Annotated in this window: 27 protein-coding genes; 18 read left to right on the forward strand and 9 right to left on the reverse strand. The window is 53.4% G+C overall.

From position 1 onward, the window contains the following. The 7 genes from LFL96_RS26050 (at position 1) to LFL96_RS26080 (ending at position 6,501) form a co-directional block, all read left to right on the forward strand. A complete protein-coding gene (locus LFL96_RS26050; RefSeq protein ID WP_281003577.1) occupies positions 1 to 1,641 on the forward strand; it encodes a hypothetical protein in 1,641 nt (546 codons plus the stop codon). A 121-nt stretch (positions 1,642 to 1,762) separates the two neighbouring features. After that, a complete protein-coding gene (locus tag LFL96_RS26055; RefSeq protein WP_281003578.1) occupies positions 1,763 to 2,956 on the forward strand; it encodes a hypothetical protein in 1,194 nt (397 codons plus the stop codon). A 107-nt stretch (positions 2,957 to 3,063) separates the two neighbouring features. Beyond that, positions 3,064 to 3,534 (forward strand): pilin, encoded by a 471-nt coding sequence (locus tag LFL96_RS26060; RefSeq protein ID WP_281003579.1) that lies wholly within the window; start codon positions 3,064 to 3,066, stop codon positions 3,532 to 3,534. A 10-nt stretch (positions 3,535 to 3,544) separates the two neighbouring features. Next, a complete protein-coding gene (locus LFL96_RS26065) occupies positions 3,545 to 4,012 on the forward strand; it encodes a pilin (RefSeq protein ID WP_281003580.1) in 468 nt (155 codons plus the stop codon). A gap of 26 nt (positions 4,013 to 4,038) precedes the next feature. Beyond that, positions 4,039 to 4,548 (forward strand): hypothetical protein, encoded by a 510-nt coding sequence (locus LFL96_RS26070; RefSeq protein WP_281003581.1) that lies wholly within the window; start codon positions 4,039 to 4,041, stop codon positions 4,546 to 4,548. A 116-nt stretch (positions 4,549 to 4,664) separates the two neighbouring features. Then, positions 4,665 to 5,126 (forward strand): pilin, encoded by a 462-nt coding sequence (locus LFL96_RS26075; protein ID WP_281003582.1) that lies wholly within the window; start codon positions 4,665 to 4,667, stop codon positions 5,124 to 5,126. Between the two features lie 280 nt (positions 5,127 to 5,406). Next, the gene (locus LFL96_RS26080) at positions 5,407 to 6,501 is read left to right on the forward strand and encodes a hypothetical protein (protein WP_281003583.1); all 1,095 of its coding nucleotides are present in this window, start codon (positions 5,407 to 5,409) and stop codon (positions 6,499 to 6,501) included. Between the two features lie 30 nt (positions 6,502 to 6,531). Here LFL96_RS26080 and LFL96_RS26085 read toward each other — a convergent pair whose 3' ends face one another. Further along, complete coding sequence (locus tag LFL96_RS26085) at positions 6,532 to 7,617, reverse strand: zincin-like metallopeptidase domain-containing protein (RefSeq protein ID WP_281003584.1); 1,086 nt, start codon at positions 7,615 to 7,617, stop codon at positions 6,532 to 6,534. A gap of 231 nt (positions 7,618 to 7,848) precedes the next feature. Here LFL96_RS26085 and LFL96_RS26090 point away from each other — a divergent pair, with 231 nt between their 5' ends. The 3 genes from LFL96_RS26090 to LFL96_RS26100 are packed head-to-tail and all read left to right on the forward strand — an operon-like array spanning position 7,849 to position 9,754. Beyond that, positions 7,849 to 8,232 carry a hypothetical protein gene (locus tag LFL96_RS26090; RefSeq protein ID WP_281003585.1) on the forward strand — a complete coding sequence of 128 codons (384 nt, stop codon included), beginning with the start codon at positions 7,849 to 7,851 and terminating at the stop codon, positions 8,230 to 8,232. A gap of 12 nt (positions 8,233 to 8,244) precedes the next feature. Further along, a complete protein-coding gene (locus LFL96_RS26095) occupies positions 8,245 to 9,273 on the forward strand; it encodes a DUF4116 domain-containing protein (RefSeq protein ID WP_281003586.1) in 1,029 nt (342 codons plus the stop codon). Between the two features lie 10 nt (positions 9,274 to 9,283). After that, the gene (locus LFL96_RS26100; RefSeq protein ID WP_281003587.1) at positions 9,284 to 9,754 is read left to right on the forward strand and encodes a hypothetical protein; all 471 of its coding nucleotides are present in this window, start codon (positions 9,284 to 9,286) and stop codon (positions 9,752 to 9,754) included. Positions 9,755 to 9,800: 46 nt separating this feature from the next. On the opposite strand, the gene LFL96_RS26105 is transcribed toward LFL96_RS26100, so the two are convergent. Beyond that, a complete protein-coding gene (locus tag LFL96_RS26105) occupies positions 9,801 to 10,061 on the reverse strand; it encodes a hypothetical protein (RefSeq protein WP_281003588.1) in 261 nt (86 codons plus the stop codon). A gap of 181 nt (positions 10,062 to 10,242) precedes the next feature. Between LFL96_RS26105 and LFL96_RS26110 the strand changes: the two genes are divergently transcribed. From LFL96_RS26110 to LFL96_RS26140, 7 genes are all read left to right on the forward strand, one after another. Continuing rightward, a complete protein-coding gene (locus tag LFL96_RS26110; protein WP_281003589.1) occupies positions 10,243 to 10,560 on the forward strand; it encodes a hypothetical protein in 318 nt (105 codons plus the stop codon). A gap of 16 nt (positions 10,561 to 10,576) precedes the next feature. Then, complete coding sequence (locus LFL96_RS26115) at positions 10,577 to 10,801, forward strand: hypothetical protein (protein ID WP_281003590.1); 225 nt, start codon at positions 10,577 to 10,579, stop codon at positions 10,799 to 10,801. Positions 10,802 to 10,841: 40 nt separating this feature from the next. Further along, positions 10,842 to 11,180, forward strand: coding sequence for a hypothetical protein (locus tag LFL96_RS26120; RefSeq protein ID WP_281003591.1), 339 nt, complete (start codon positions 10,842 to 10,844; stop codon positions 11,178 to 11,180). A gap of 106 nt (positions 11,181 to 11,286) precedes the next feature. After that, entirely contained in the window at positions 11,287 to 11,559 is a 273-nt protein-coding gene (locus LFL96_RS26125; RefSeq protein ID WP_281003592.1) for a hypothetical protein, read from the forward strand. A 34-nt stretch (positions 11,560 to 11,593) separates the two neighbouring features. Continuing rightward, positions 11,594 to 11,767 (forward strand): hypothetical protein, encoded by a 174-nt coding sequence (locus tag LFL96_RS26130; protein ID WP_281003593.1) that lies wholly within the window; start codon positions 11,594 to 11,596, stop codon positions 11,765 to 11,767. Positions 11,768 to 11,950: 183 nt separating this feature from the next. Next, the gene (locus tag LFL96_RS26135) at positions 11,951 to 13,858 is read left to right on the forward strand and encodes a YadA-like family protein (RefSeq protein WP_281003594.1); all 1,908 of its coding nucleotides are present in this window, start codon (positions 11,951 to 11,953) and stop codon (positions 13,856 to 13,858) included. Positions 13,859 to 13,974: 116 nt separating this feature from the next. Continuing rightward, complete coding sequence (locus tag LFL96_RS26140) at positions 13,975 to 14,409, forward strand: hypothetical protein (protein WP_281003595.1); 435 nt, start codon at positions 13,975 to 13,977, stop codon at positions 14,407 to 14,409. Positions 14,410 to 15,158: 749 nt separating this feature from the next. Here the strand turns inward: LFL96_RS26140 and rpoD are convergent. The 5 genes from rpoD to LFL96_RS26165 form a co-directional block, all read right to left on the reverse strand. Next, positions 15,159 to 17,564, reverse strand: coding sequence for an RNA polymerase sigma factor RpoD (gene rpoD, locus LFL96_RS26145; RefSeq protein ID WP_281003596.1), 2,406 nt, complete (start codon positions 17,562 to 17,564; stop codon positions 15,159 to 15,161). Between the two features lie 99 nt (positions 17,565 to 17,663). Continuing rightward, on the reverse strand, positions 17,664 to 19,529 hold the full coding sequence (gene dnaG / locus LFL96_RS26150; RefSeq protein WP_281003597.1) for a DNA primase: 1,866 nt from the start codon (positions 19,527 to 19,529) through the stop codon (positions 17,664 to 17,666). A gap of 82 nt (positions 19,530 to 19,611) precedes the next feature. Then, on the reverse strand, positions 19,612 to 20,058 hold the full coding sequence (locus tag LFL96_RS26155; RefSeq protein ID WP_281003598.1) for a GatB/YqeY domain-containing protein: 447 nt from the start codon (positions 20,056 to 20,058) through the stop codon (positions 19,612 to 19,614). A 239-nt stretch (positions 20,059 to 20,297) separates the two neighbouring features. Next, a complete protein-coding gene (gene rpsU, locus LFL96_RS26160; protein ID WP_281003599.1) occupies positions 20,298 to 20,510 on the reverse strand; it encodes a 30S ribosomal protein S21 in 213 nt (70 codons plus the stop codon). A gap of 68 nt (positions 20,511 to 20,578) precedes the next feature. Continuing rightward, positions 20,579 to 21,796, reverse strand: a complete 1,218-nt coding sequence (locus LFL96_RS26165; RefSeq protein ID WP_281003600.1) for an NAD(P)/FAD-dependent oxidoreductase — start codon at positions 21,794 to 21,796, stop codon at positions 20,579 to 20,581. Positions 21,797 to 21,915: 119 nt separating this feature from the next. On the opposite strand from LFL96_RS26165, the gene tsaD reads away from it, so the two are divergent. Further along, positions 21,916 to 22,944, forward strand: a complete 1,029-nt coding sequence (gene tsaD, locus LFL96_RS26170; protein WP_281003601.1) for a tRNA (adenosine(37)-N6)-threonylcarbamoyltransferase complex transferase subunit TsaD — start codon at positions 21,916 to 21,918, stop codon at positions 22,942 to 22,944. Between the two features lie 111 nt (positions 22,945 to 23,055). On the opposite strand, the gene folE2 is transcribed toward tsaD, so the two are convergent. Further along, on the reverse strand, positions 23,056 to 23,862 hold the full coding sequence (folE2, locus tag LFL96_RS26175) for a GTP cyclohydrolase FolE2 (RefSeq protein WP_281003602.1): 807 nt from the start codon (positions 23,860 to 23,862) through the stop codon (positions 23,056 to 23,058). A 260-nt stretch (positions 23,863 to 24,122) separates the two neighbouring features. Next, positions 24,123 to 26,030 carry a 1-deoxy-D-xylulose-5-phosphate synthase gene (gene dxs / locus LFL96_RS26180; RefSeq protein WP_281003603.1) on the reverse strand — a complete coding sequence of 636 codons (1,908 nt, stop codon included), beginning with the start codon at positions 26,028 to 26,030 and terminating at the stop codon, positions 24,123 to 24,125. Between the last annotated feature and the right edge of the window lie 38 nt (positions 26,031 to 26,068).

Below are 26,068 nucleotides of genomic sequence, written 5' to 3' on the forward strand. Positions count from 1 at the left end.
ATGAATAACACTCAAGATATAAACACGAAAGAAAATGAGCTATCCGAAGATGTATTCAAGGCAACCGGCCTTGACTTCAAGTCCGACCCAGACACCGCAAAGACATCGGGAGAATTATTCAACCGTATCCAGAAGCAGGTTAAAGAAGCGGCTGAAATCCAGAAGCGTTTAAGAAATTACGAGTTCAAGAAGAGAAATGGACTCGACACTACCGACATGATTGGTATTCTGTTAGGCGATGGCAAAGGTAGCTTGCCCCACGATTCCCGTTCCATTCTTGACCTGGTGATCAGCCCCTATACCGTTAAAAATTTGAACTATATCCATGGCTCTACCCCAGAAGAAGTAACAAACACTTTATTAGCTATTTTTTCCGAGAAAGCCGCTGACGGAGCAAATGCTTATTTTTACACCAATGCACACACTATCGCATACTACGGCATGGTGTTTCACATTGCTTTGATTGAATATACGGGTGCAAGCAAGTCCCCCAATGCTTACTTCAACACAATGATGGACTTCTGCAAGCCCTATGAGAAGATAAAATCTGACGACCCCGACGCAGAACCAAGAATGACGCACCCTATCTTTGATCGGCTTGGGTTTCAACCAGAACTTTACGAACCTGGCACTGAGCTATACACAGCAATGCAAAAGTTCGTTGAGTACTCACAGATTGATGCCGAGACAAAATCTAAATTTACATCGACCGTCAATAGCTGGCTCAACGAATTTCAGAAATCTTCAAAACTGATTGCATGGACTCATTCAGAGGAAAGTGACATAGATATTGAAAACGTTCTCAAGCTTGCACATCGCTATGGTCTCGCTCTATCAGAAACCTTATACGGAAGAGCCGGCCTCGCAATTCAGGCTCTCATGAAGTCTCGCCTTTATTCGGCAGTCAAAAAACGCGAAAACCTTGGATTGAAAAGAGTCGATTGTGGTCACTCAAAGGTTGTTGTCTTGATGGATGAGTGTCACAGTTCAGTAACAAAAGAAGACTTGGCTATTACTCCGATTGGCCGAAGCCTCGATATCATTAGTATCTACGCTACCCAAACCTTCGAAGGATTGCTGGCGAAAATGAGCCAGAATGAAGCAACAGCTTTCATGGAAACATTCGGCACAATCGGCAGCTTTAATTCTTCGCCTGCAACCCTGGAACTGGTAAGGCAGCGTGTCGGTAAAAGCAAGATCCTTGTGAACAATCTACCAGGAGAAATTCTGGACCTTGGTAACACTGCCACAATCCACATGGGGTCTCCTTACTTCGACCAGCAAAACCCACACAGCAAATGGATGCGTGCCATTAGTAGAAAAGCGAACTTCATGAAATGGTTCGCTCTAACGAAGAACACAGATTATGATTTTGAGCCTATCTCGCCAAAAGGCAATAGTGGACTTGGCACCGCAGCAACCCTGTCTGTAAGCAAGGAAGCTCAGTTTGTAGTGACTGACAAAGACCTTCAGAAGCTCAAAAACAGCTTTACCGCGATATGCGACTGGAACCGTGGAGATATCAACCGCCATGACTTTCTGAAAACACTTGCACTCGACGAAAATTTCAAACCAATTGACACCAGCAAAACCAGAAATAACAAAATTTTGGATAAGGCCAAAGCAATTCTCGGTTTATAAAACAACTTCCCCGCTTGACGGGGATTTTTATTGCACCTAATACTTAACAAACAGGTAACACACACATTGACTATTTCCTTGTTTATTGTATAAGAAGAATAGACAACAACAAGGAAAATAGATGAAGAAGAAAAGAAAGATACTCCTAACTACTGCGATAGTCGCAACATTAGGAATAGGTGGACTTGTTGCAAGCCACCATAAGAAGGCACCTGATCAAGATGCAGCCAGTGCACTAGGTTTATCAGGTCAAGAAACACTCTTTGGAGATTTCAAAGCACCCGCTCAAGCTAGTCTTCCAGCTTCAAGCACACAAGCTCAAACTGCCCCTGCTTCAAGCCCTGTAGCCGTAGCTTCTCAGCCTCCCGTTTCGCCTTCCCCAGGTAGTGAGCCTCCACCTTTTGCCAAGAAAGCCCAAGGATTTGCCAAGGTCAACAATGTCGGCTCCAACGTCGCACAGGCAGCTTTCGATAAGGGCGACTACAAGACTGCGATCATTTCCCAATATGAGGGCTACCGAGGGCAGTATTATCCAGACAATAAGGGGTACGCAATCGGGTATGGCTTCAATGCCAAATTTCACACCCGAGCAATGATGGAGAGCTTGGGACGACCAATCCTGAGCGACCCCACACAGCTATCTGGTTTCGTGAGCCAAGCGGAGCAAGACACACTTCAGGCTCAAGCTCGCTCAGTCAATCTGACACCCGAGCAAGCGGCTTCACTGGTCCAAGGAGTTTTACCGCAATACGATGCTCCCGCAGTGAAAGCCTTGTGCGGAGCTTCTGCTTCAGTGACGGCTCCATGTGCTTTATACGAAAACCTGAAGCCCAACGAGAAAGCCGCTCTCATGTATAACAACTACAAGCGAGGCAGCATACCAAGCGACTTGAAGTCTCCCCTGCTTACCTATGCCAAGTCTCCAACGCCTGAAAACAAAAAAGCAGTTCTGGCCCATATCAGCTATAGCTATGTGAGCCGTGCCGGCCAACGCATACAAGACATCAGAGGGACGGCAGGCGTTCAAGCGATGTTCGACTCACCTGAAGCCTTTGCCGCCCTTCTCGGCAAGAATCCGACCTATGTCAGCACCCACGACCTCAGCCGCGAGCTACCTGCACTTGCGAGCGTGAAGATTGACCCTGCCAAATCAATTGACGAGCAGATTCCAGACCCTGTAGGCATTGCTAAGGAGCAAGCAGTTGAACAGGGATTGCACTTCGACTATCAACCTATCGAAATTGCCAAACCAGATGCTCCAGCAAGAGCGCCATTGAATCGTTCAGTCGGTCGAATGCCAAGTGGATGGCTGTAAAAATAGAGAAAGCTCCTTAGGGAGCTTTTTTGTATATGCAAAGCCTTGCAATTTCTTCTTTTTTTGTTATGGTTAATTCATAACTATTACAATAAAGGAGACAAGTAATGAATATAAGGGGGAAAAGACAGAATGGGTTCACATTGATTGAACTCATGATCACAGTAGCGATAGTCGGAATACTTTCCGCGTTAACCATACCGGCATATCTCGACTATCTTGTGAGAAGCGAAGTATCTGAAGGGATTGGTCTAATGGACGGGTTCAAAACGCCCACGGTTGAATACTATGCACAGTATGGGAGTTTTCCAGTCACCAATGCTGACATGGGATTGAACATCCCGAGCGGAAAATATTCCAGCATGACAATGACAGCGGGCACAAGCTCCAACGGGGCCAACGCAAGCATCACGCTTCAGACGACTTACGGGAACAGTGCCAACAAGAACATTCAAGGCAAAAACCTGTTGCTCATAGGTCAGGCAAATGACGGGTCTTCAGTCACCTGGACATGCACGACCTCAGGTGCAAATAACCCGGTCGATAAGAGATATCTCCCCACAATTTGCCAGAACTAAGGAGGAGACCATGCATATTAGAAAAATCAAAACTGCCGGTTTCACCTTGATCGAACTCATGATCGCCGTTGCAATCGTTGGGATTCTAGCAGCAGTAGCAATAGCCCAATATCAGGACTATACAATTCGGGCTCAAGTATCAGAAGGAATTCAGTTGACTGGAGCGGTAAAGGCCCAGATCGGTGAGCTATACGCACAAACCGGAGATTTGGCAGCGATCATGGTGGACGGAGGCTCTGGTATCCCCTACGACTTCAAAGCCACAGGCAAATATTCGCAGGTCTGGACGATTCAGAATCAAGCTATCGAAGTCATATTCAACCAGCCAGCCACAAATAAGAAGCTATCGGGTTCGACTGCACAACTGCTACTTAAGCCGGTCGAAATGCCGGACGGAACCTTGCAATGGCTGTGTGGACCCGGTCTGAACATGGAGAAACAATTTCTTCCAACCTCATGCCAAGACGCGATTCTATAACAACGACATTTTTTATAAGGAGGACTATGAAACTAAAAACAACAAACGCCCGGGGCTTTTTGCTTATCGGAGCAATGGTAGCAGTATCTATAATCGGAATCATGGCGGTTGCGTCTACAGTCACATGGCGACTTAACTTCATGAAGCAGGAAGTCCAGATCTCCTTGGCATATGGCAATGGCCTAGTCCGCCCTGGTATTACCTATTACAACATGAAGCACATGTGGCCTATGACCAACATTGATCTTGGCACAGCGACGATACCGGGCAGTGCCTACGCAAGCGCTGAGCTAATCAACGGGCACTTCATCGTAACTATTGGCGACACCGCACACGGAGCACAGCTTAAGTCCAACAAGGGGCTCGAAATGGCAATTGTCGATTACTCGCCAAATCTCGATGACCAAGGCCACCTCTTCTATACCTGCAAATTCTCAAATTCATTTGTTAAGTATGGAGCAGGAGTGAGCCAGTGTGTTCAGGCAACACCCGGATCGATTCAAGCCGACATTCAGCCAGCGAACAGCGATAGCTAACCGTTCGTCGGAAAGTTCTGATTTCTAGCAGGGGTGCGTTGACAATTGATTTTTTAAACTTATAGTTTAAAGGTCGTAAGAAAAATCACAACAATAACAATAAGGAGACCAAAATTATGACAAAAATAACAAAATTGAATTTGGCGAAGACCGGGGCACAGAAGGGTTTCACACTGATCGAACTTATGATCACTGTAGCAATCGTCGGTATCTTGGCCGCAGTAGCATTACCTGCTTACCAAGACTACACAATCCGCGCTCAAGCCTCTGAAGGTCTGCAATTAGCAGGCGGAATTCAGACTGCATTCGCTGAAAATTATGCTCAGACTGGCACCCCAGCCCCTGACTTAACAACCCTAAATCTTACTAGCCCAACTGGCAAGTATGTTTCCGGTATCGACCAGGCCGCAGGCTTAATCACTATCACCTACGGCAACGCAGCTAACAAAAATCTTGCTGGCACAACTGCTTTGCTTAAGGCTAACCCTGATGCCAACGGCAATATCCAATGGGCGTGCGGCCCAGGCACGGCAGCTAAGAAGTATCTGCCTTCTTCCTGCCAAGACACAGTGTCCTAATCTGACAATACTCAGATATAAAAAGCCCTCGAAAGAGGGTTTTCTTCATTCCTACAGCTTCCCCCTCGCGGGAGGTTTCTGCTAGCCGCAAGCAACACCATGCCCCACACGCCTCTTCTACGAAGTCGTTGCCGTCAGGCCTGCATGCTCCCGTCGCTTGTCTCTGTCCATTCCTGCCCCCACCGGCAAGGTGCATTCTCCCAAAGGGGAAATCACAGACGTTGACAATCCCTGCTTTTGCGCTATGAGTTCACCATAATCTGATCTAAAGGAAAGCATTATGGATAACTATCAAACACTCTCACCCTGTGTGAACGATTCAGGATTCACAATCTCCAACCTCAAAAAAGAATACCGTGTCACCGTCACTCATGACCACGACGTTTGCGGAATCTTTGACTATGCTGCGAAGAATGGCAAAGGAAAGGAAGTCACGAGCGAGGCTGAAAAGAGCTTGCCATACGATAAGCGCACACGAACCTTCGTCTACGACCAGCAACAGCTAGTGGACAATCCTGAGCAAGCCAGATGGCTCAATGAAACCGTATCGAAGCAAAAAGCCGTTTTTGTTACCAAAGACAAGGAACTGAGAGCAGCCAAAATGGAAGCCGTAGAAAAATACGGTCCCGAGCTAACTGACCAAAAATTAGGAGCTGACTTCAGAGTAGGCGTTCCTCCAGCTTTCGGCACCAACAAGACACCATTTGTCCGTGGCGAAGTGTTCAAGGTCGGTGAGTATTTTGTGGGTCTCAAGACTGGCACCAAGGACAACGTTCAGTTTTTCCAGCTTGTTCCCGTGAGCAACCTTCTTAATGGCGCCGAGGAATTCAAGAACCGCTGGAAGACGATAAATTCACGCTTCAAGGTCGGTCAGAATGTTGAGGTTCGCTTTGACGACAAGAAGAAGCTCCAGGAAGTGAAGTCCTACACCCCCAAGGTCAAAACTGACACGCCAGCGAATCCAGCCGATGCAACCTTAGACACTTGGACTCGAAGAGCCGAGGACGCACTGAAAGCTTATGACGAACATAAAAAGGGTAACCCTGAAGTCACTGCCCTCGAAGTCTCAGTGAAAGCGAGTCAGGCGGCTTCCAGTTACGCTCATCAACTTCACCAGTCAGGCAAACTTCCCCCTGACGGCGGCACCATTGAAATCCCCAAGGAATTTCAGGGCAAGCCTGAGCTTGAAGAAGGGTTCAAGATTGGCTTTAATGACATGTATCACAATATCTACACTGCCAACGAAAAGCCCCTGACCTACAAGACTGATGAGGCTAAGCAGGACGCAGCAATCGATAAGATAGCGAAGCCGGCCACCGCCAAGAAACGGCCACCAGCGAAGAAAAAGGACAACAAACCTTCAGTGTCTATCTAACAAAAAGCCCCTCAATTGAGGGGTTTTAACTTACATGGCAATCCGGCTCATGCTCTGAACCATTTGCAAGTCCTGGCTTCGTTCACGCACTTTTGCCACCTGTCTATGCTGGATCTTGACTTCTGGAGCCACCGTAATTTTTGATACTGATTGGTCGAGGGAAAGCTCACGCTCTTTCGATTGTGCAACCTCCAGCTTGTATCCTTCGACGGCATTGATAACCAGATCCGCAGCCTTGCTGGCCTCCACAGCAGACGTGTAAAGATATTTCTTTTCTTCCTTGGCTCCCTTAAGCCAACTCTGGATATAGGCAGCATGGTTTTCATGACCCCGCTCGTCATAACTAAGATTCGCATAGGCCGAAAGGTAGTAGCTGGTCATTTCGGCCACTAGCTCTTCACGTGCATAGGACAAAGAGCCGAATTTTCCGCTCATATCGCGGTTCTGACGCGTAGGGTGTCCTGTTGCATGCGCAATCTCATGGGTGACCGTCTGGTAACGGTGCAAGTCATTTTTGAAGAGCTTGGCTGTCGGCACATGGATCGTGTCCGACGAAGGCACGTAATACGCTCCCCCCGTTTCATGCTCAACAATCTTGATACCGAGCTTTTCCTGAGCCACCTGGATGATAAGCTCACCGTCTTCATTTCGAACGACCTCCCGGTCAGGCACGACATACGGCTCAAGCCCTTCAATTTGAGAACCGTTGAACACGGTCCCGGCATAGGCAAGAACAGTAATCATTGCGGGTTGCTTTTGCCCGTTCTCATCGATAACAAATCGCTCATCTTCGCCTTCCCGAGGCTTGAGCTTGACTTGCACACCCTTATAGACCGGTATTCCAGTCTCACCCTTTCGCACATGAATGTTTTCGCCGCGCTCCTTGGCTAGCTCCATGGCATTGTTGTAAGTCATGAACCGTGGATCTTGGAAACCAGCACTCATGAGGTTAAAGAAATTTACCCCCCGATAGCGAGTGCCTGTCACCGGATTATTCGGTAGCTCATTGCAGGCAAACCAAGGCGTCTCATATTTGTGAGAACGCTCAAGGCTTTCAATCATGTTCTTGGTCCAAGCCTCATAGACATCTATTTTTCCTTTTTTCTCAATCGCCATATCTCCTCCTTTTTTGTAGTTATTCTTTTCCTATAACAGATTTTGAATTAATTTCAATTTCTGTTACAAGTAAGTGAAGAGACCAAAGAGGAGAACATGGAAAAAGAACAACTAAGAAGGAAGATTGAAGAGATATTGGGCGAGACAGTTGATTGGACCAACCCCTATGCGGTTGCCTACGCTCTCCAGCTATTCAAAGAAAAGCTGTAAATTAAAAGAATAGAAGCACTGGTGTGGAACCACCCTGAGCCACAACAACAAAAATCATACGACGAGTTTTTTAGTTGTATCGACCCGAAGAATCTCAGCAACGACATGTTCTTTGTCCGCATGCTCCAATATTTCTACTACGACGAGCAGGGGGACTTCTTTTTCCCGCTGATTCAGAGCTACGCCTCCCCGTATCAGAAGAACAATATTCGCTACCTCTTCCGAATCCAGCAAGCCATGCATGCCCTGCCCGTGCTTCCTGAGGACATGGATAAGCACCTGAAAGGCAGGACAGACGAGCAGAAAATGGGCTTTGTGAGCACCTATCACCAGGCAACTGAGCAGCGAAGCTTGCTAATTGTCAATGCTTCACAGACCCATACACACACCCACAAATTTAAATAACAAGGAGACCTTATGACGCAAGAAGAACTAAACCGATACTATGAGCTAGACAAGAGATTCGGACAGCGTGAGCTCGACGACAAACCCAATGAAATAGAAGACTGGTATGACATTCCAGCAGTAGTTGAAGCATTGAAGAACAACAATCACATGCAAGAATCGTTCGTACTCGTTCGCCCGGATGTTTACAAGAACCGCGATGTTGCACTTGGCCTACTGACGCAGGACGAAATGGATGATCACACTGGAGCGCAAATTATGGCAATCCATGGAGACGACCGGCTGTTCGTCTTGGAAGCCCTTCAGCAGACTGATCACAAATGGCTCTATCCCGAGGTGGATGACTCTTTAAAGAACGACAAAGAGCTTGCCTATCACGCAATCTTGCAGTTCCCCCAAAACCTGAGGTATGTTGGGGACGAGTTGAGAGCCGATCTATGGTCTACACAAGGTTTCTATGTTGACAAGGAGAATCTAAACGGTTTGCATTATGACGATTGGAACAGGCTTCAAAGGGATGTCTCGAATGTTTTAGGTTCGGAACTTGGCTTGAGTGTCCATGAAGAGAAATTTGAATACGAGAATTTACATACTCTTTATAAGGCAGAGTGTATGCAGTGTTCCAAATTTCACTCAGATCTCCGTTGTTCAATTAGGGATGCGACCAGTTTTACCAAAAACAATCTCAAAGAATTCGCGCGCTCTTCACTGGCGACCAATGAGGAGATACTTGGCACTTTTCACAAATCCGTCACTGTAAATCATGAAAGGCAATTCGATAGGATTAAAAATGCTAGAGATAAAAACTTACTTCGTCCAAGTGATGAGCCTGTAGATGTTCCAACCTTCAAACCTCTCGAAATTAGCTTGGGTGACGTAATCAAGCACTACGGCATGACCGAAAAAACTATCAACCTTCACAAGCTTGAGCCTGACCTAAGGAAATCAGTCAATTCTTATTTCATGCACGAAAAGATGCAACGAGACCTGACTCAGAAATCGCAGCCAACAATGACACAATCAAGAAAAATGAAAATATGAGGAGAAGACCATGCAAAATATCGTTATAGATGACTTAGATAATTATGAGACAACTGAAAGTCAGAACTATATCAAACGCTTGAGAGCGGGAATTATTCGATCCGAACATTTCACCAAGCATGATTTAGAACAATACCCTGAGTTACCTGTCGGCACCGATCATTCAGATATCCTCGATACAGTTCATTGGGCTATATTTATCCATGACCGAAATGCATTGGAAAGAATTAGGCAAGCCCAAGAACTAAACAAGCGCAAATATTATCCTCCTGTTGAGGTTCCAACCTTCGAACCGTTAGAGCTAAAACTATCGGATGTTGTAAGCCACTACAAAATGACCGAGACAAGCGTTAATCTGGAAAACGTTGATAAAGAGATCAGGAACGAGGTAACGAAGTGCCTTAGCTACTTCAAAATGCAGCGAGACCTGACTCAGAAGGCTGAGCGATCTATAACACAGGCCCGAAAATTCAAGATCTGAAGTTTGGCAGGGAAGAAAAGATAAAGCCCCTACGATGAGGGGCTTTTTATCGAACTACCTTTGAGTAGTGCGAGGTTTTTGGCTTGCTACCTGTGAAGCTACGACCTACGGCAGAGAGCAGGCCCAATCCACCCCTGCACACCATACCCATAAGAAGTGTCGTCGGCACCGAACCCATGGCTATCAGTCCGAGGCTGACAAGCAGGTGATTGCCTTCGTTGAGCAAGGCAAGACCGGGCACAACGGTGAGCACTGACAGCATACCCAGAACCAGAAACTTGCCTGTCGCACCACCAAGCTTGCTCATGCTCTCTGGATCTACGCGGACATTCGTCCGGGCGGGAACTACAACATGCTCAAACATACTTTCCTCCTATTTATTTACTTTGTCTAATCGTGGCGTACTGTTTTCCGCATGTCAAGGCCAATACTCTTGAATTTATTTTTCTGTCTGTTATATATAAGTGATAACAACGAGAGAAAACAACATGAAAATAAGATTGCTTCACTTTGCCCTTGCTATTCCGCCATGGGGAACTTTTTTTACAATCTGGTTCGTGCATCAATATATAAAGGCGCGGATTAGCTACTCTTTCGCTTCAAGTGAGGGAGAAAAGGACAAGAAAGAGCAATTTCAGAATCGCGTTGCCTATCTGGAGCAATCCGCCCTGCTCCTATCTCTTGCTGTTGTCCTGTCTGTCCTGAACTGGCAGCTACTGGATCATGGGAGATTTATCAATTTCTCGACCCGTCTGCTTGCCGCGTTTATCTGGACTGTATGGAATCTGCTTACCCAACCAACCTAAAAACAAAAGGAGACACATGGAGAATTTCACAATCAAGATTAGAAGAGTCAGAGTCGTGCTCGAAGAGGCTCATATACCCGTGAGAGCGAGCGACAGCCAGGAAGCCTTCCTGCATGCCCTACAACAGCCGCATGAGGACTGGAGGACTGTCACTGAGGATCTGGTAGCCATTGCGGACGCACGAGATATCATCCCTGAGAATTTCACGAGCCAGGAGGTGCGCAATGTCATTACGGACTAAGAGACCCACCGGCCAATATGCCCAATACAAATGCAAGGTTATGAAATTCACCACCGCCCGTCATAGAGAACTCCTGCACAGCATAGCCACCGAGCTTCGCTGCTCCCACAGCATGGCACTTGCAGTCAGTTTTGACTATGTGGCGAACGTACCCACTCAGAGCCGGTCATTTGAGACCAAGGTCTTTAGCGACCTCGCCCCGGTTGACCGCGTGCATACATACTTTGACCAATCACAGCATGCTCAGATCACCGATCACCTGAAGAAGAACGGGCTTTCTTACACTGAATTCACGAAACGGGTGATCGAGCAAATGTATGAGCGATTACCAAAACTTAACTACAAACACCGATCTCTTCAAAATTTCAAACGAACATGAAATATGAAACTGGCTCCTTATCTAAGGAGCTTTTTTCTTTCTTAAACCGTTGACTTTGCGTGATATTGTGTTACACATAATACATACAACTAAAAAAGGATGACATATGAGTAAAGAAGCAATCGAAATATTTTCTATAGCTATACCTGCGACTGAAGAACAACGCTTTCTCACGAAACTTGCTGAAACTGCTGACGGTATGGCGAACCACCACAAAGAATTTGCTACAGAGCTAAGTCTCACAGTCGCTCAGAACCTGTTTAAATTTACAAACGGAGAATTGTCATTTCATGATTTCGTTGAGGCTCAGTGGAATGTTTTGCTTCCGATTCAGGTTATCATGACTAATGCTAGTCAATCTGCGACAACTAAACAATAAACTTATAAAACACAATAACAAGGAGACCCTATAAATGAAAGTAACACAGACAGAAATCGACAAACAACACTTCAACAACGAACTCGCACAGAAAAATATAGCCATTCACGAAGATACGGCAGACGGAATTCTTCAAGGAGCAAAAATAGTTGGACCTCTTGCAATTGCTCTTGTAGTTTTTCTCGTATATATATTATTCATGCATTGATTCCTTTTCCCCTGGATTGTCACACTATCTCCCTACATGGTGACAATCTCTAAAAGCCCCTCCCTCGGGGCTTTTTTCTTTTCTCTTAAAATATATTTGGTGTCTTACCTTCTATGTAATTGACAATCTCTTTTATTTTGCTATAAGAATATAGCAATAACAACAATAAAGGAGATTGCGTATATGAAGAAAACAACAAACTTAAAATTAAAGAAGATAACGATTCATGTCTTTCTAGCTGTATTCGGAACAAGTACCTTTTTGCCAGCTTTCGCCCAAAGCACTTTTGATAGCACGGGCACCGCAGTGGGTCCCAATGCGAATGTCACGAATTCAAGTGGCACGGCAGTTGGTTATTCTTCGCAAGCTGGTTCTTATGACGGCACAACCGGCAACGGAGCTACAGCAGTCGGCACAAGCAGTTTTGCGCAAGGAGATGACACCACGGCTTTAGGTCATAGTGCTCAGGCAAATGGAATAGGTAGCACTTCAATCGGCTCCTACAGTCATGCTGTCGGGCAGTATTCAGTAGCTCTGGGTTATCTATCAACAGCCCAAGCCGACTACAGCATGGCCTTTGGAATGAACGCTCAGGCGACAGGCTTGTATGGTCTAGCTTTCGGATATGCCGCTCAAGCAACAATCCAGTCAATCGCTATCGGCTTTCAGGCAGTTTCGCCATACTCCAATTCTTTAGCTCTGGGCACAAATGCAGCAGCAGGAGCTTCGAACTCGGTAGTGTTGGGCAACAATGCCAGTGCTCATGTGTTTGGGCCAGCAACTAACGTTGGCGGTGCGATTGCTATCGGTAATAACGCAGCAGTAGGCGTGACTGGAATCGAAGCAGCAGGACAATATTCTCGTGCCTTCAATTCAATTGCTATCGGTGCAAACTCCCTGTCTCAGTTAGACAATTCAGTTGCTCTGGGCTCTTCTGCACAAACTACACAGACAAGTGATATCGCCATAGGTAATAGTGCTTTGGCAACCGGAAGTGTCGCAACAGCAATCGGAAGTGCAGCACAAGCTTCCGGCTCGAACTCAGTTGCTATCGGAAACGGAGCTAATGCAAGCAACAGCGGCTCAGTAGCATTGGGCTCGACAGCGGTTGCCTCAGGTCCCAATGCAATTACTATTGGAGCAGGCATGGCTACTGGTAGCGATTCTATTGCAATCGGCGCAGCACAGAATTTTGGCAATAATTCAGTTGCTATCGGCAAGGGTTCATACACCACTTCTGATTACGATTTTGCAGTGGGCTACGCTCCGGCTAACGTCCTTCGCACAATTTCCGGTGTGGCATATGCTCAAACAAATGATCAAGCCGTGCCTCTTGGTCAGTTGAATGCATTGCTTTCTGGTATCAGTGCAGGAACCAATCCTTTATCCGTAAATTACACTGACGGAACATATGCTCATGTTTTGCTTCAGAACACTGTAATTTCTGGGGTAGCTCCAGGAATCGCAGGGACAGACGCAGTGAATTTGAACCAGTTGAATGCGGTCAACACGAACTTACAGACCCAGATTAACAATATCAATACCACTACTAACACCGGCGGAACTACACCTCCTCCAGTTCAGACTAGCAATACTGATCCAAATGCAGTTCATTACAACAATGGATCAAGCGGTGATGTGACTATTGCTGGAAACGGACAGATTCATGGAGTGAATGCTGGCACAGCTTCAACAGACGCTGCAAACGTCGGGCAAGTTCAAGATGCACAAGCAGCGGCGGTATCACAATCAAAGACTTACACAGATACAGTCGGAGCTAACACTCTGAACAGTGCAAACGCATACACAGATAGCAAGCTGTCTGGACTGAACGGACGCATTGATAACTTGGGCCAAAGAATCGACGGCATTGGAGCAATGACAGCAGCTATCGGCTCTAATATCTACAACCCTTCAAGCGGTTCAGATACACAGCTTGGTCTCGGCTTGGGATCTTACCGTGGAGCATTCGGTTACTCTGTCGGAGTATTCCACCGCTTCACTCCTCAGGCAGTTGTTAACCTGAAGGTTTCCGGTGCGACACAAGCTGGAGGTGTAGCAATCGGAGCAGGTATCAATATTGGTTTCTAATCTAAGAGATTCAGAAAAACGCCCTCTTCATGAGGGCTTTTTCATATCTGGCTTGCAACAAGAAAAATATCCGGTATAGATATATACACAACAATAAGAATATGGAGACAACAACAATGAAAAGCTTTCTTAAATATATCGCACTTCTCGCCGGCCTCATGATCATATCAGGGGTATCTCAGGCTCAGACTTCAATGACCTTTTTGCCTCTCTCATACTGGCAAGGTCTGGAGACTACAACTTTTGCTCAATGGGGGGCTCCTCAAACATGCCAGAATGTTATCTGGAGTTCCAGTGACAAGTTTCCACATACTGTAATGCTCGGCGCACAAATTGTTTCTGGTAGCCCTCAGATTGCATTCTATGATTCCGACAATGACGCACAGTATCAAGCTACTGGAATCATGAATGTGGTATCTACCTGGACGACTGGCGCGACACTGACAAAGAATATTCGTGACAAAGGAAACATGACTTTTCAGCTTCTTCCCTCAGGATTTTTCACAAGCAATCAGTCAGGGGCACTCTATAGAAGGGGTTGTTTTTGGTGAGATTCTGGACCTCTGAGTTGCCTCAGAACACGGCTGGAAGTTAGCGCGCAGCAAAAGAAAAAGCCACCCCGAAGAGTGGCTTTCAAGTATTTGGTGGGCCTCCCGTGAGTCGAACACGGCACCAACGGATTATGCTTACCAGCTACGGTTTTCACCGCCCCTTTCGGGTTTGTGGTCTGGACTGTCTCTTGTCTTTACGACTCGCCCGTTCAGTCTCTACACCTTCCCAATTTCCTTCATTAGGCTTGGCTCGGGATTGGCATTGTGACTTGCACAGAAGCGTTCCCCGACTTTGAGCGATTCTACCGCAGGGCAGAGCTAACTTGCCCCACGGCAACCCATTCACGGCTCACCATGCCGTGCTGCATGGTTTAGGTGAGCCTTTGCTAAGTCCGCTGCTCTAACCAAGCATGAGCTAGAGGCCCGATTCGCTATTCTACCCTAGGAAAAGTTGCGTAGCCTAGAAGTAGCCTAATTACAAAAGAGCTTTTGCACTCCTCGCAAAACCTTATCCAGCAAGGCTTTCCGAAATACAGCAGAGTATTATGAGTCCGCTGCCTGCAACCAGCACGGCGTCCAGCCCTAACGAAAAGACCCGGTCAGAAGGCCGGGCCAGTTCATCGATTGCGCGACATACTACACGAAAAGTACACGAAAAAGGGGCCTCCGCAACCGCTTCGCTCACGCGAAACAACCGGGAAGCCCCATTTGTAACCGCTACGTCATTTACCTCGGCCGACAGTTGCCGATCAATTCCCTTCGAGGAACGACTTCAGCTTGTCCGAACGGCTCGGATGACGCAGCTTGCGCAGCGCCTTGGCCTCGATCTGACGGATCCGCTCACGCGTCACGTCGAACTGCTTGCCGACTTCCTCGAGCGTGTGATCGGTGCTCATTTCGATGCCGAAGCGCATGCGCAGAACCTTCGCTTCGCGCGGCGTCAGCGAATCGAGCACGTCCTTCACCACGTCGCGCATGCTGGCGTGCAATGCCGCGTCCGCCGGCGCCACCGTGTTCGTGTCTTCGATAAAGTCGCCCAGATGCGAATCGTCGTCGTCGCCGATCGGCGTTTCCATGGAGATCGGCTCCTTCGCGATCTTCATGATCTTGCGGATCTTGTCCTCCGGCATTTCCATCTTTTCGGCCAGCGTGGCCGGATCCGGCTCGAGACCGGTTTCCTGCAGGATCTGACGCGAAATGCGGTTCATCTTGTTGATCGTTTCGATCATATGAACCGGAATCCGGATCGTGCGCGCCTGGTCGGCGATGGAACGCGTAATGGCCTGGCGAATCCACCACGTGGCGTACGTGGAGAACTTGTACCCGCGGCGATATTCGAACTTGTCCACCGCCTTCATCAGGCCGATGTTGCCCTCCTGGATCAGGTCGAGGAACTGCAGACCGCGGTTCGTGTACTTCTTCGCGATGGAGATCACGAGACGCAAATTCGCCTCGGTCATTTCGCGCTTGGCCTGACGCGCCTTCAGTTCGCCGGCCGCCATCTGACGGTTGGTTTCCTTCAGATCCTTCAGCGGCAACACGACGCGCGCCTGCAGGTCGAGCAGACGCTGCTGCTGCTCGCGAATTGCCGGGATATTCCGCGTGAGAATGGCGCTGTACGCATGACCTTCACCGACGATCCGGTCAGCCCATTCGAGATCCGTCTCGCTGCCAGGGAAACGCGCGATGAATTCGGCGCGCGGCATGCCGCACTTGTCGACTACCGTGTGCAGAATCTGACGCTCGACCTGGCGCACTTCGTCCACCTGCGCGCGCAACGTGTCGCACAGCCGTTCGACGGTACGCGCGGTGAAGCGGATCGTCATCAGCTCGTTCTGGATGGTTTCCTGCGCCTTCAGGTACGACTTGGACTTGTAGCCTTCCTTCTCGAACGCGCGACGCATCTTGTCGAACCATTCGCTGATGAGGGCAAACTTTTCGAGCGACGCGCGCTTGAGCGCTTCCATCTGCGCCGCGTTGGCCGTGGCTTGCGCGGTGCCGTCGTCCTCTTCCTCGTCCTCGTCGGACTCTTCCTCGTCCTCTTCGTCCTCGCTCTCGATCGCTTCCGCTTCCTGCGCGGAAAAGCCGTCCGCGTCTTCCGCGTTGGCGTCGATCAGTCCGTCGACCAGTTCGTCAATGCGAATTTCCTCGTTCGCGACGCGCTCGGCCATGGCGAGAATGTCGGCGATCGTGGTCGGGCACGCGGAGATGGCCATCACCATGTGCTTCAGACCGTCTTCGATCCGCTTGGCGATTTCGATTTCGCCTTCACGCGTCAGCAGTTCGACCGTGCCCATTTCGCGCATGTACATGCGGACCGGGTCGGTGGTGCGGCCGAACTCGGAGTCGACCGTGGACAGCGCGACTTCGGCTTCCTCTTCCACTTCGTCATCCGACGAGGCGGCGGGCGCGTTGTCGTTCAGCAGCAGCGTTTCAGCGTCCGGGGCCTGCTCGTACACCGCCACGCCCATGTCGTTGAACGTGCTGATGATGCCTTCGATCGCCTCGGTCTCGGTGAAATTGTCCGGCAGGTGGTCGTTGATTTCGGCGTACGTGAGGAAGCCGCGCTCCTTGCCGAGCTTGATCAGCGCGCGCAGCTTGGAGCGGCGCTCCTCGATTTCCTCGACCGTGCCGGGCTGCGACGACGCGAACGCGTCTTTCAGCAGCGCCTTTTCCTTTGCACGACGGTCGCGAGCCTTGGCCTTTTCCACTTTGGCCGGCGCTGCGGCCACAGGGTTTTCTTCGCTTTGGGTTGCGTCGTCATCGACGGGTACTTCGTTCAGCTTTTTCGTCATGGAGTTCGCCGTACCGGCTGTAGTCTCGACTCGCGGCTGGTGGACGCCAGCCGGTTGAACCGTGGATACTGGAACCTCGCGAACTGCCGCATCGTCCTGCGCGACAGCCGCTTCCCTTGCGCTTCTGACACCCGGCCGTTTCGCGACCGGTGGTGATACCGACTTCGCCGCCTTGACCGGTTCGGCTCGTGCAGCCGAACCGGTCAAGGATTTCTTCCCCGCAACCGGGGCGACACTGGCAGTAGACGTTTTTCTGGCGGAAGAATCGAGCCTGGCCTCGGTGACCTTTCTGGTCGGCTCCTTGGAGCGTGTGCCTGCCGCTTTATTTCCGCCTGTATTTCCGTCTGTAGTCTTTGCCATCGCATCGCCCTTTGCCTGTTGGCCTTTGCTAGGAAAACCCTTTGAAAAACAAACCGCTGGAAACCTTTTATTATAGCACTTCGGCCTTTTTCAACCCGTCTACAGCCCGAGCTGGCGCTTCATGTCGGCCCGCTTCCGATTCAATTCCGAAAGCTCCGCGAACTCCTCCGGCGTATGCCGGGACTGTCGCGATAGTTGCTCGAGACGTTCGCAATAAGCGTCGTACCGCATCTTCAGAATCGCCGCTTTCAATTCCTCGCCGACAATCCGTTCCTGTTCGCGCCGTTCCTCGATGACGGTCGCATCCTCGGGGTCTTTCAGCAGTAAATCCCGGACGTTTTCATCATAGTCTAGAATTTTGCGAAAGATTTCCTCGAAAGTTGGGGCGTTTGCGCCGTTTCGCAATAGATCCGACAGCAGTTGAAATTCCGCCGAATCGCCCAGCGCACGTGCGTGCGTCGTCACTTCCTCGAACAATTCCCCGTGCCGGGTCACCGTCAGCAACGCCTGCTCGGCCTCTTCGTCGAGCACCGCGACCGTGCGCGGGTGCATCACCAGATTGCGCAGCGTCTTTTCCTCGATGCCGGTCACGCTGCGGCGGTCCTTGCGGGCCGGCGCCGAGCGGGCCGCCGCCGCGATCCGCGCGTCGACCTCGCATAGCGCCGCCACTTCGTCGAACGGCACATCGAGCCGGTCGGCGAACATATGCATGATCTGCGCGCGCAGCGCGTTGGCCGGCAGTGCCTGCAGCAGCGGCTTGGCGTCGAACAGCGCGCGGGCCTTGCCTTCGGGCTGATCCAGCTCCTTGCCGGTCAGCACCTCGTTGAGCATGAACTGCGACAGCGGCATCGCGCGTTCGACCTGCTCGGCGAACGCCTCGGTGCCGAATTCGCGCACGTAGCTGTCCGGATCATGCTCGGTGGGCAGGAACAGGAAGCGGATGGTGCGATTGTCGGCCGCGTGCGGCAAGCAGGCGTCGAGCGCCCGGCGCGCCGCGCGCCGTCCCGCCGAGTCGCCGTCGAAACTGAAAATGACCGTATCGGTCTGGCGCATCAGTTTCTGCACATGAATCGGCGTGCAAGCCGTGCCGAGCGTGGCGACCGCGTTCTGGAACCCGAGTTGGGCGAGCGCGACCACGTCCATGTAGCCTTCGACGACGAGCACGTAATGCTGTTCGCGAATCGCCAGACGCGCCTCGAACAGGCCGTACAGCTCGCTGCCCTTGTTAAATAGCGGCGTTTCGGGCGAATTCAAATACTTCGGCTCGCCACCGTCCAGCACGCGCCCGCCGAAGCCGATCACCTGCCCCTTCACATTGCGGATCGGGAACATGATCCGCTCGCGGAAGCGGTCGTAGCGACGGTTCTGACCCTGCGCGTCCGACTTTTCACTGACGATCACGAGCCCCGACTCAACCAGCGAATCGTCCCGATAATCGGGAAATGCCGATTCCAGATTCTGCCAGCCGTCCGGCGCATAACCGAGCCCGAAGCGCGCGGCGATTTCACCCGTGAGGCCACGTTTTTTCAGATACTGGATCGCACCGGGCGCGCTGCGCAGTTGCTTGCGATAGAAGTCGCAAGCGGTCTGCATGACGTCCGAGAGAGCAGTGGTCACAGCCTTGGAGGCTGCCGGCGCATAACCGCCGCCGCCCCCGCCATAACCCGGCGACGGTTCGTTCGGTACGGTCAACCCGACCGATTGCGCGAGTTCGTTGACCGCCTCGGGAAACGATGCGCCGACGTGCTCCATCAGGAAACCGATGGCCGTCCCGTGCGCGCCGCACCCGAAGCAGTGATAAAACTGTTTAGTCGGACTAACAGTAAACGAAGGGCTCTTTTCGTTATGAAACGGGCACAGCCCCATGAAGTTCGCGCCGCCCTTTTTCAGCTGCACATACCGGCCGACCACGTCGACGATATCGACGCGGTTGAGCAGATCCTGCAGGAATGACGGAGGAATCACGTTAAATGCGCTACCTGAAAAGCTCAAGGCTGCGCGCGCCGTCCGTCCAGCAACGGCACGCGCACACTAAAACGGACGGAGATTACTTCGCGAGCGCGGCTTTGACTTGCGCCGACACGGCGGTCATGTCGGCGCGGCCGGCCAGTTTCGGCTTGAGCACGCCCATCACCTTGCCCATGTCCTGCGGGCCGGCGGCGCCGGTTTGCGCAACCGCTGCCTGCACTTCGGCGACGATCTCCGCCTCGGACATCTGCGCCGGCATGTAGGCAGTCAGAATCGCCAGCTCGGCCTTTTCCTTGTCCGCGAGATCCGTGCGACCCGCCGCTTCGAACTGGCTGATCGAGTCCTTGCGCTGCTTGATCATCTTGTCGACAACCGCGGTGATCGCGGCGTCATCCAGCGTGATCCGATCGTCGACTTCGCGTTGCTTGATTGCCGCGAGCAGCAGACGGATCGTGCCGAGGCGCTCGGTTTCACGCGCGCGCATGGCGGCTTTCATATCGTCGTTGATCTGGTCCTTGAGGCTCATTACTCACCCGAATGCGTTGGAATTTGAAAAAACAGCCGGATCGACCGCATTAAACACAAAAACCCGCTTGGGACTGCTTCCTCAAGCGGGTTGGCGCGATGTGCGTAATGGATGCGACCCGGATGTGACCTTCCGGCTGGCCGGAAAGGCCATGTTTTCCGTGACGGCGCCGACAGCGCCTTCACCGGTTGGATGTTGCCGCGCCGTTGAACGAAACCGCGACAACGCCAGAATCAGTATCAGTAGAACTTCTTTGGCAGCATCTGCGCACGCAGACGCTTGAAATGACGCTTCACCGCGGCGGCCTTCTTGCGCTTACGCTCAGCCGTCGGCTTTTCGTAAAACTCGCGAGCGCGAAGTTCCGTCAACAAGCCGTTTTTCTCCATGGTGCGCTTGAAACGACGCATGGCGACTTCAAACGGCTCGTTGTCTTTTACGCGGATGGTCGTCATTTTTCAATAACGAAACTTTGTAAAGGTTCAGGAGTATAGCAGAGCTTTCTCACAAAGCTACTGCGCCGTCAAGCCCCTAAAACGTGCTCCGCGGCCGCCTGGCCGGCCGCCACGCCCGAGGCCCACGCCCATTGAAAATTGTAGCCGCCGAGCCAGCCGGTGACGTCCACCGCCTCGCCGATGAAGTACAGGCCAGGCGCTTTCGCGCTCATCATCGTCGATGAAGAGAGGTCGCGCGTGTCGACGCCGCCGCGCGTCACTTCGGCCTTGCGGTAGCCCTCCGTGCCGTTGGGGATGAGCGTCCAGCGGGACAGCGCCTCGCCGACTCGGCGTAGCGTCTTGTCCGGCAGGTCCGCCACACGGGCCTCGGCGGGAATCTGATGGGTTTCCAGCCAGACGTGCGCGAGACGTTGCGGCACCCATTCCGACAGCAGGTTCGCAATCTGACGCTTCGTTCCGGTTTTGGCTTCGAGGAGCGCCGTGGTGGCGTCCTGCTCGGGCAACAGATTGATGTGGATCGGTTCGCCAGGCTGCCAGTAGCTCGAAATTTGCAGCACGCCCGGCCCGGACAGGCCACGGTGGGTCAGCAGCAAGTCTTCGGTAAATTGCACGCCGGTCTTCTTGTTGCCGGTCGCCAGTTGCACTTCGAGCGACAACCCCGAGAGCGCCGAAAACGGCTCCCAATCGGCCGCCGCGAAGGTGAGCGGAACCAGCGCCGGGCGCGTATCGATCAGTTTATGGCCGAATTGTTTGGCCAAGCGGTACGCAAAATCCGTGGCGCCGATCTTGGGAATCGACAGGCCGCCGGTCGCGATCACCAACGCGCGCGTGGATATCGAGCCCGACGGCGTGTCGAGCGTGTAATGGCCCTGCGCGTCCTGCCGCACCTGCTCGACGGACAGCGGCGTGCGCCACGCAACCCGGCCGGCATCGCACTCGGCCTTGAGCACATTGATGATCGCGTCGCTCGACTGGTCGCAGAAGAGCTGCCCCTTGTGCTTTTCGTGCCAGGTGACGTGATGCCGCTTGAGCAGCGCCATGAAGTCGCGCGGCGTGTAGCGCGCCAGCGCCGAACGGCAGAAATGCGGATTCGCCGACAGATAATTCGCCGGCCCGGCATACAGATTGGTGAAGTTGCACCGGCCGCCGCCGGAGATGCGGATTTTTTCCGCGAGACGCTGCGAGTGGTCGATCAGCACCACGCGACGGCCGAGTTGACCGGCCACGGCTGCGCACATCATGCCGGCCGCGCCCGCGCCGATCACCGCAATATCGAAGGATTCCATGGGGCCGCATTGTACCTGCGCGTCTGCGGCCGCTTGTCGGCACTGCTATACTTTCAGGCTTACTTTCGCTTTTCGGCCGTGCGCCGGCGGCCGCAGCCGTTCACTCCCAAACATTCATCATGCTCGTACTCGGCATCGAAAGCTCCTGCGACGAAACCGGTCTTGCGCTCTACGACACCGAGCGCGGCCTGCTCGCGCACGCGCTGCATTCGCAGATCGCGATGCATCGGGAGTACGGCGGCGTGGTGCCGGAACTGGCGTCGCGCGACCACATCCGGCGCGCGCTGCCCTTGCTCGAAGAGGTGATGGAGCGTGCCGGCGCGGCACGCGGCGACATCGACGCGATCGCCTATACGCAAGGGCCGGGTCTCGCGGGGGCGCTGCTAGTCGGCGCGAGCGTCGCCAATTCGCTCGCCATGGCGTGGGATAAACCGACCATCGGTATCCACCACCTCGAAGGCCATTTGCTGTCGCCGCTGCTGGTGGACGAACCGCCGCCGTTTCCGTTCGTCGCGCTGCTGGTGTCCGGCGGCCATACTCAGTTGATGCGCGTGACGGATGTCGGCGTCTACGAAACCCTCGGCGAAACGCTCGACGACGCGGCCGGCGAAGCCTTCGACAAAACCGCCAAGCTGCTCGGCCTCGGTTATCCGGGCGGCCCGGAAGTGTCGCGCATGGCCGAGTTCGGCACGCCCGGCGCGGTCGTGCTGCCGCGCCCCATGCTGCATTCGGGCGATCTCGATTTCAGCTTCAGCGGCTTGAAAACTGCCGTGCTCACGCACGCGAAAAAACTCGGCGGCGCGAATATCTGCGACCAGGCGAAAGCCGATCTGGCGCGCGGATTTGTCGATGCAGCGGTGGAAGTGCTGGCGGCGAAGTCGCTGGCCGCGATGAAGAAGACCAAACTCAATCGTCTGGTGGTGGCCGGCGGCGTCGGCGCGAACCGGCAATTGCGCGAAGCCCTGTCTGCCGCGGCGAAGAAGCGTAATTTCTACGTGCACTACCCGGATTTGTCGCTGTGCACGGATAACGGCGCCATGATCGCGCTGGCCGGCGCGTTGCGGTTGCAGCGTTGGCCGGATCAGTCGGGTAAGGACTACGCGTTCACCGTGAAGCCGCGCTGGGATTTGACGTCGTTAGCGCGCTGACTGAAAAAGGCCGCCCTGCCCGGGAGAAATGCAAAAAGCCGCTTGAAAAGCGGCTTTTTGCATTCTGCGAGATCGACCTTGGCCAATCTCGTGGTGCGAGTCACGCCCTTCTTAAGCGACCCGCTTATCCCGCTCGATCACCGCGTACGCGCTGTGATTGTGGATCGACTCGAAATTCTCCGCTTCGAGCGCGTACGCGACAATCCGCTCGTCCGCATTCAGACGCTGCGCAACGTCGCGCACCAGATCTTCGACGAACTTCGGATTCTCATACGCACGCTCCGTCACGAACTTCTCGTCCGGACGCTTCAACAAACCCCACAGTTCGCACGACGCTTCTTCTTCCGCGATACGGACCAGTTCTTCCACGGCCACGTCGCCGGCGAGTTCGGCGTTGATCGTGACGTGCGAGCGCTGGTTGTGCGCACCATACTGCGAGATTTTTTTCGAGCACGGGCACAGGCTCGTGACCGGCACCAGCACTTTCAGGAACAGACGCGTCACGCCGTTGCGCGTCTCGCCGGTCAACGTAACTTCGTAGTCCAGCAGGCTCTGCACGCCCGACACAGGCGCGGTCTTGTTCACGAAGTACGGGAACGACACTTCGATCCGGCCCGCCTCGGCTTCGAGCTTCTCGAGCATCGAGGCCAGCATGGTGCGGAACGTAGCGGCCTCGAGCGGCGCCTTGTTCTCTTCGAGCAACGCGACGAACCGCGACATGTGCGTGCCTTTCTGCTCGGCGGGCAGATGCACGTCGAGATTCCACGTGCCGACCGACGGTTGCACGTCGCCGGCTTGCGTGCGCACCGTCAGCGGATGACGCACGGCCTTCACGCCAACACGCTGGATCGGAATCTGACGCGTGTCGGGCGTGCTTTGCACGTCGGGCATCACGAAAGCAGGGTTCATCTGATTCATTGTCTTGTCCTTTCCAGAAATCGCCGGGCCATCCAGGCCGCCCCTTGCCTTCGCGGAGTCAAACTCCACCAGCAGGATCGCACCTCGAACTGCCGCAAACCGGCGGAAGCGGGCGCCTTCGGCGGCCGTGCGGATCAGGTCGCGCAACGGCAAACGCCGGCCCCTGCCGGCGTTGGATGATGGGCCCGAAGGCCCACTGATTCAAGTTGGAGATTGCTATAGCCGCGATAGTGCCGCGGCCTTCAGCGAGCGGCGCCGCCTCAGGCGACGCGCTTCACCGACGACTGACCGCCGACCGCGCCGTTCGTGAGGAAGCGTTCGCGAATCGACTTGGCGATGCCCGCGGCGTCGAGACCGCATGCGGCGAGCAGCTTGGCCGGATCCCCATGATCGATGAACTGATCGGGGAGGCCCAATTGTAGTACGGGTCGCAAAACCCCACTTTCAAGCAGGGCTTCGACGCACGCGGAACCCGCGCCGCCCATCACGCAGCCTTCTTCGACGGTGACGATCGCGTCGTGCGTTTCGGCCAGCTGGCGAACCAGTTCGGCGTCCAGCGGCTTCACGAAGCGCATGTTCGCAACCGTGGCGTCCAGTTGCTCGGCGGCCGCCAGCGACGGCGCGACCATCGTGCCGAACGCCAGAATCGCAATGCGCTTGCCCGCCGGTTGCGAAGTCTCGCGGCGGATTTCGCCCTTGCCGACCGGCAGCGCGGCCATCTGCTTGACGGTTGCGACGCCCGTGCCGGCGCCGCGCGGATAGCGCACCGCCGTCGGATTCGGCTGTTGCAGCGCCGTGTACAACATCTGACGGCACTCGTTTTCGTCCGATGCTGCCATCACCGTCATGTTCGGGATGCAGCGCAGGAACGCGAGATCGTACGCACCCGCGTGCGTGGCGCCGTCCGCGCCGACCAGACCTGCACGGTCGATGGCGAACACCACCGGCAGGTTTTGCAGCGCGACGTCGTGAATCAACTGATCGTAAGCGCGTTGCAGGAAGGTCGAATAGATCGCGACGACCGGCTTCATGCCGTCGGCGGCCAGACCGCCGGCGAACGTCACCGCGTGCTGCTCGGCGATGCCGACATCGAAGTAACGATCCGGGAAGCGCTTCTCGAACTCGACCATGCCCGACCCTTCGCGCATGGCCGGCGTGATGCCCACCACGCGCGCGTCCAGTTCGGCTGCGTCGCACAGCCATTCGCCGAACACCTGCGTGTAGGTCTTCTTCGACGGCGTGGCGGCCGGCTTGATGCCCTCAGCCGGATTGAACTTGCCCGGGCCGTGGTAGAGCACCGGATCCGCCTCGGCGAGCTTGTAGCCCTGGCCTTTCTTCGTCACGACGTGCAGGAATTGCGGACCACGCAGTTCCTTGATGTTCTGCAACGTCGGAATCAGCGAGTCGAGGTCGTGACCGTCGATCGGGCCGATGTAGTTGAAACCGAACTCTTCGAACAGCGTGGCCGGCACGATCATGCCCTTCGCGTGCTCTTCGAGCTTGCGGGCGAGATCGAGCATGGGCGGCGCGACGCGCAGCACGCGTTCGACGCCGGCGCGCGCGGCGGCATAGAAGCGGCCCGACATCAGGCGCGCGAGATGGCGGTTCAGCGCGCCCACCGGCGGCGAAATCGACATGTCGTTGTCGTTCAGGATGACCAGCAGCGGCACGTCGTCTTCGACGCCGGCGTTGTTCATCGCCTCGAAGGCCATGCCGGCGGTCATCGCGCCGTCGCCGATCACGGCGATGCCCATGCGGTTCTCGCCCTGCAGCTTGCTCGCGATCGCCATGCCGAGCGCCGCCGAAATCGACGTGCTGGAGTGGGCGGTGCCGAACGTGTCATATTCCGACTCATCGCGCTTCGGGAAGCCCGAGATGCCGCCGAGTTGACGCAGCGAGTGCATCTGGTCGCGACGGCCGGTCAGGATCTTGTGCGGATAGGTTTGATGGCCCACGTCCCAAACGATCCGGTCACGCGGCGTATCGAACACATAGTGCAGCGCAATGGTCAACTCGACCGTGCCGAGGTTGGACGAAAGATGGCCGCCCGTCTGCGAGACGCTGTCGAGCACAAAGGCACGCAACTCGTCGGCAAGCGGTTGCAGTTGGCGGCGATCGAGGCGGCGCAGGGCCGCCGGGTCGTCGATGGTTTTCAGCAAGTCGTACATCGTCGTTCCATTGTAGGAAAACTTACGCGCCCGCACTT

It is taken from the genome of Paraburkholderia sp. D15 (assembly GCF_029910215.1).
Lineage (GTDB): Bacteria > Pseudomonadota > Gammaproteobacteria > Burkholderiales > Burkholderiaceae > Paraburkholderia.

Bases quoted from the DNA above. Each gene is read 5' to 3' on its own strand.
- tsaD (WP_281003601.1), top strand. From the start codon at position 21,916: ATGCTCGTACTCGGCATCGAAAGCTCCTGCGACGAAACCGGTCTTGCG.
- folE2 (WP_281003602.1), bottom strand. From the start codon at position 23,862: ATGAATCAGATGAACCCTGCTTTCGTGATGCCCGACGTGCAAAGCACG.
- LFL96_RS26100 (WP_281003587.1), top strand. From the start codon at position 9,284: ATGCAAAATATCGTTATAGATGACTTAGATAATTATGAGACAACTGAA.
- LFL96_RS26085 (WP_281003584.1), bottom strand. From the start codon at position 7,617: ATGGCGATTGAGAAAAAAGGAAAAATAGATGTCTATGAGGCTTGGACC.
- LFL96_RS26110 (WP_281003589.1), top strand. From the start codon at position 10,243: ATGAAAATAAGATTGCTTCACTTTGCCCTTGCTATTCCGCCATGGGGA.
- LFL96_RS26140 (WP_281003595.1), top strand. From the start codon at position 13,975: ATGAAAAGCTTTCTTAAATATATCGCACTTCTCGCCGGCCTCATGATC.
- rpoD (WP_281003596.1), bottom strand. From the start codon at position 17,564: ATGGCAAAGACTACAGACGGAAATACAGGCGGAAATAAAGCGGCAGGC.
- LFL96_RS26125 (WP_281003592.1), top strand. From the start codon at position 11,287: ATGAGTAAAGAAGCAATCGAAATATTTTCTATAGCTATACCTGCGACT.
- LFL96_RS26075 (WP_281003582.1), top strand. From the start codon at position 4,665: ATGACAAAAATAACAAAATTGAATTTGGCGAAGACCGGGGCACAGAAG.
- LFL96_RS26065 (WP_281003580.1), top strand. From the start codon at position 3,545: ATGCATATTAGAAAAATCAAAACTGCCGGTTTCACCTTGATCGAACTC.
- LFL96_RS26080 (WP_281003583.1), top strand. From the start codon at position 5,407: ATGGATAACTATCAAACACTCTCACCCTGTGTGAACGATTCAGGATTC.
- dxs (WP_281003603.1), bottom strand. From the start codon at position 26,030: ATGTACGACTTGCTGAAAACCATCGACGACCCGGCGGCCCTGCGCCGC.
- rpsU (WP_281003599.1), bottom strand. From the start codon at position 20,510: ATGACGACCATCCGCGTAAAAGACAACGAGCCGTTTGAAGTCGCCATG.
- LFL96_RS26120 (WP_281003591.1), top strand. From the start codon at position 10,842: ATGAAATTCACCACCGCCCGTCATAGAGAACTCCTGCACAGCATAGCC.
- LFL96_RS26130 (WP_281003593.1), top strand. From the start codon at position 11,594: ATGAAAGTAACACAGACAGAAATCGACAAACAACACTTCAACAACGAA.
- LFL96_RS26055 (WP_281003578.1), top strand. From the start codon at position 1,763: ATGAAGAAGAAAAGAAAGATACTCCTAACTACTGCGATAGTCGCAACA.
- LFL96_RS26165 (WP_281003600.1), bottom strand. From the start codon at position 21,796: ATGGAATCCTTCGATATTGCGGTGATCGGCGCGGGCGCGGCCGGCATG.
- LFL96_RS26135 (WP_281003594.1), top strand. From the start codon at position 11,951: ATGAAGAAAACAACAAACTTAAAATTAAAGAAGATAACGATTCATGTC.
- LFL96_RS26115 (WP_281003590.1), top strand. From the start codon at position 10,577: ATGGAGAATTTCACAATCAAGATTAGAAGAGTCAGAGTCGTGCTCGAA.
- LFL96_RS26070 (WP_281003581.1), top strand. From the start codon at position 4,039: ATGAAACTAAAAACAACAAACGCCCGGGGCTTTTTGCTTATCGGAGCA.
- LFL96_RS26050 (WP_281003577.1), top strand. From the start codon at position 1: ATGAATAACACTCAAGATATAAACACGAAAGAAAATGAGCTATCCGAA.
- LFL96_RS26155 (WP_281003598.1), bottom strand. From the start codon at position 20,058: ATGAGCCTCAAGGACCAGATCAACGACGATATGAAAGCCGCCATGCGC.
- LFL96_RS26095 (WP_281003586.1), top strand. From the start codon at position 8,245: ATGACGCAAGAAGAACTAAACCGATACTATGAGCTAGACAAGAGATTC.
- LFL96_RS26105 (WP_281003588.1), bottom strand. From the start codon at position 10,061: ATGAGCAAGCTTGGTGGTGCGACAGGCAAGTTTCTGGTTCTGGGTATG.
- LFL96_RS26060 (WP_281003579.1), top strand. From the start codon at position 3,064: ATGAATATAAGGGGGAAAAGACAGAATGGGTTCACATTGATTGAACTC.